Source organism: Catenibacterium sp. AM22-6LB, from assembly GCF_003435615.1.
In the GTDB taxonomy this organism is placed as follows: Bacteria; Bacillota_I; Bacilli_A; order Erysipelotrichales; family Coprobacillaceae; genus Catenibacterium; species Catenibacterium mitsuoka_A.
Genome location: NZ_QTUM01000095.1, coordinates 1 through 3,598, shown reverse-complemented (window position 1 = coordinate 3,598; position 3,598 = coordinate 1). Strand labels below are relative to the sequence as shown.

Genomic DNA, 3,598 nt, shown 5'->3' with positions numbered 1-3,598 from the left:
CAATATCAGTTAAAACATATTTCAGTATAGATTTAAACCGCCGTGTGCCGAACGGCTTGTCCGGTGGTGTGAGAGGACGAAAATAATTTTAATTATTTTCTCCTACTCGATTATGATTTACATTCTTTTAATAGTTTTAAACGACGTTTATAATATTCAATCTTTTCTTTAACCTGTTTCTTTACAGCTACAGAAGTTGATTCTGCAAGAGAAATGGTACCAAGCATGATCAAGAGTGTCACGATTGGCATTCCAAATAAGAATAACTTAGAATGACTAATAAAGAAAAGGATACCTAATACGACAATACTTATTAATGCATATCTTAATGTACGCATACCTAAGCAATAGCTATATATTTCTGCTCTCACATTATTGTAGGAATTCTCTAAGAAAGTAATGACCTCCTCACAGCTTTCTACATCAAGTGAAGCATCATCAATATTTGTTTCTATTTCAATGTGAAATGCCATAGTTCTACCTCCAATTCTCTACCATTATAACATTGAATTATAAAAAGAAAAGACATATACTTAAGAATGATTTTGTGTTATAGTGGTAGACACACAGAAATGAGGAAAATACAGTGCATATATGGGGACATTTTAAAACAATCACAAAACATAAGATATTAGTAGGCAAGCTATGCTTTAAAGTACACTTATATAAGCAGGGCTTATTACATGACTTATCTAAATATACTCCTACTGAATTTATTACAGGAATCAAGTATTATAAGGGTACTTATTCTCCTAATAGTGCTGAAAGAAATGAGAAAGGCTACTCAACAGCCTGGCTTCATCATAAAGGCCGTAATAAACATCATTGGGAATATTGGGTGGATTTTACTAGAAAAGGGCAGGTACCTGCTAAAATGCCTTATAATTATGTACTAGAGATGTTCTGTGATAGAGTTGCAGCAAGTAAGATATATGAAGGAAAGAATTATACAGATGCCTTTCCTCTACAATACTATGAATTAGGACAATATTCATATATATTACATCCTGAAACACGTGCCTTACTTCGTTTCATGCTTGTCTATTTAAAAGATCATGGACTTGATGATACAATCAAGATGATTAATAGACATCATGATTATGATGAATATTTTGTTGAATTTAAGGACGATTTCATGTAGATTAGTTAATGAAAAAGAAAGGGTGAAAGCAATGGAAGAAAGATTACAAAAAGTCATTGCACAGAGTGGTTATACTTCACGTCGTAAAGCAGAAGAACTCATCCAGCAGGGTAAAGTTACTGTGAATGGTGAAGTGGTAACAGTGCTTGGTACTAAGGTCACTAAGAAAGATACAATCTGTGTCAATGGAAAAATTATTAATAAAGAAGATAAAGTATATTATTTATTCTATAAACCAGAAAAATGCGTATGTACTATGAGTGATGAACATGATCGTACATGTGTAGCAGATTATTTTAGTGATAGTAATGAAAGAGTTTATCCAGTAGGAAGACTTGACTATGATACAACAGGTGCTTTATTTATGACAAATGATGGTGAATTTGCGAACCTTATTATGCACCCATCTAGCCATTTAGAAAAGGTGTATGAAGTATCTGTTAAGGGATTACTTACTAAGGCTGAAAAGAACCAGCTAGAAAGAGGAATCTATCTAGAAGGTGTTAAAACATTACCTTGTGAAATTGCGATTACTGGAAATGATGAAGAACATGGTACAACTATGTTGATGATCCGTTTAGTAGAAGGTAAGAACAGACAGATTAAGAAGATGTTTGAAGAAGTAGGACATCCTGTTGAGCGTTTAAGAAGAATTATGATTGGTCCAATCGACTTAAAGGGATTAACTCCTGGTACTTATCGTCGTTTAAAGCCTAAAGAAGTCAATGTACTACGTACTATGGCTTTGAAAAAGAAGAACGCAAACAAAAAATAAAAGAGGATGCATCGCATCCTCTTGCTTTATTATTCAGCTTCAATTACGCCAACTGGGCAGCCATCGATAGCATCCTGAACAGCTGGATCTTCAGTTTCTTCAACGATTACTTTTGCTAATCCTTCGTCATCTAATTCGAAAACGTCTGGACAGATTCCTGTGCAAGCACCGCAACCTAAGCAGCCTTCATTAACTTTAACTTTCATTTACATATCCTCCTTATTTCATATACATCTATTATAACGGATTGTGAGGTTTTTTGAAAGTTATTTTCTTAATTTTATAGGTATGCTATAATAGGTACGATTAGGTGGTGAAATTATATGTCAGAACAGACAAGAATGTCTAAGTATAAAGATTTACGTAACAATATTGATGATACGAGTTATGTACCTCGCGAAGAGGATGATAGTGATGATGATTTCTTATCATTTATTCCAAAATCAAATCATCATGAAAGTCTAGAACCAAAGACATACGAGACACTCAAATATGAAAGCAATCCATTTGAATCATTACATGAAGAATGTGATAGTGTGGCTAGAACACGTACTGATACACGTCTTGATATTTTGAATGCAATGAAAGAGGATGCTTCTTCACAGGATACTATCTGTGATTATCATACGTCTGAGTTAAGAAGAGGACATGCAGTAAAGGGCGGTAGTTTGATGGATAAGCTTGCTGCAATGTCACCTGAAGAAGATGTTGAAGCTTTTAGAAAGTATAGTGAAGAAATACCACATCGTGAACCAGTAAAAACTGAACCAGTAGTAAGAACTACAACGCACGCTGAGCATGAGAGAAGACATGCACAAAAAAGAGCACCATTACCAGAAAAACAAGAAGATTCTAAACTTACAAAGATCTTAAATGGTGTTGTAGGATTACTTGTTGTTGCGGTGATTGTATTTATTATTATGACTTTTCTGAATATTTAGGGGGATTTTAGAATGAAGAAAATTGCTATTGCGATTGACGGGCCTGCAGCTGCAGGTAAGTCTACGATTGCTAAGAGAGTCGCAAATAATCTAGGTTATACTTATATTGATACAGGTGCAATGTATCGTTGTGTGGCATATTATGCACTTGTAAAGGGTGTTGATTTCCATGACGAAAATGCTGTCTGTCGTTTATTACCAGAAATTAAGATTAAATTAATGCCTGATAACACTGTCTATTTAAATGATCGTGATGTAACTGCAGATATTCGTGTCAATGAAATTAGTGCAGGTGCATCTATTGTTTCTGCTTATTCTAAGGTAAGAACATATTTAGTAGCACAACAAAGAGAAATGGCCAAAGAAGGTGGCGTCATTCTTGATGGTAGAGATATTGGAACTGTTGTATTACCAAATGCAGAATTAAAAATTTACCAGGTAGCATCTATTGAATGTCGTGCTTTACGTCGTCATAATGAAAACTTAAGTCGTGGATTGAATTCTGATCTTGATGAAATCAAGAAGGAAGTGGCTGCACGTGATGAAGCAGATATGACACGTGAGATTTCTCCATTGAAGAAAGCAGATGATGCGATTGAAATTGATACTTCAGATATGACTATTGATGAAGTTGTTGCTCATATTATGAATTTAGTTGAAGAAAAGACTCAATAAGGAGGCGAAGTGTGAAACAAAAATCAATCAAAACGTATAAAAAAAGACGAACTTAAAAACAAGTTT

The 3,598-nt window shown here is 34.3% G+C and carries 6 protein-coding genes; 4 read left to right on the top strand and 2 right to left on the bottom strand.

The annotated features are described in order from the left end of the window. Positions 1 to 110: 110 nt before the first annotated feature. A complete protein-coding gene (locus DW269_RS12230; protein WP_117460269.1) occupies positions 111 to 473 on the bottom strand; it encodes a hypothetical protein in 363 nt (120 codons plus the stop codon). Positions 474 to 586: 113 nt separating this feature from the next. Between DW269_RS12230 and DW269_RS12225 the strand changes: the two genes are divergently transcribed. After that, on the top strand, positions 587 to 1,141 hold the full coding sequence (locus DW269_RS12225; protein ID WP_117460267.1) for a DUF5662 family protein: 555 nt from the start codon (positions 587 to 589) through the stop codon (positions 1,139 to 1,141). 31 nt (positions 1,142 to 1,172) lie between these two features. Then, a complete protein-coding gene (locus DW269_RS12220) occupies positions 1,173 to 1,916 on the top strand; it encodes a pseudouridine synthase (RefSeq protein WP_117460265.1) in 744 nt (247 codons plus the stop codon). 29 nt (positions 1,917 to 1,945) lie between these two features. On the opposite strand, the gene DW269_RS12215 is transcribed toward DW269_RS12220, so the two are convergent. After that, positions 1,946 to 2,122 (bottom strand): ferredoxin, encoded by a 177-nt coding sequence (locus tag DW269_RS12215; RefSeq protein ID WP_022424255.1) that lies wholly within the window; start codon positions 2,120 to 2,122, stop codon positions 1,946 to 1,948. 117 nt (positions 2,123 to 2,239) lie between these two features. Between DW269_RS12215 and DW269_RS12210 the strand changes: the two genes are divergently transcribed. Further along, the gene (locus DW269_RS12210) at positions 2,240 to 2,857 is read left to right on the top strand and encodes a hypothetical protein (RefSeq protein WP_117460263.1); all 618 of its coding nucleotides are present in this window, start codon (positions 2,240 to 2,242) and stop codon (positions 2,855 to 2,857) included. A gap of 12 nt (positions 2,858 to 2,869) precedes the next feature. After that, positions 2,870 to 3,532: a (d)CMP kinase gene (cmk, locus tag DW269_RS12205; protein WP_022424257.1), complete on the top strand. Its 663-nt coding sequence runs from the start codon at positions 2,870 to 2,872 to the stop codon at positions 3,530 to 3,532. Positions 3,533 to 3,598 lie beyond the last annotated feature (66 nt).

Bases quoted from the DNA above. Each gene is read 5' to 3' on its own strand.
- DW269_RS12215 (WP_022424255.1), bottom strand. From the start codon at position 2,122: ATGAAAGTTAAAGTTAATGAAGGCTGCTTAGGTTGCGGTGCTTGCACA.
- DW269_RS12220 (WP_117460265.1), top strand. From the start codon at position 1,173: ATGGAAGAAAGATTACAAAAAGTCATTGCACAGAGTGGTTATACTTCA.
- DW269_RS12210 (WP_117460263.1), top strand. From the start codon at position 2,240: ATGTCAGAACAGACAAGAATGTCTAAGTATAAAGATTTACGTAACAAT.
- DW269_RS12230 (WP_117460269.1), bottom strand. From the start codon at position 473: ATGGCATTTCACATTGAAATAGAAACAAATATTGATGATGCTTCACTT.
- cmk (WP_022424257.1), top strand. From the start codon at position 2,870: ATGAAGAAAATTGCTATTGCGATTGACGGGCCTGCAGCTGCAGGTAAG.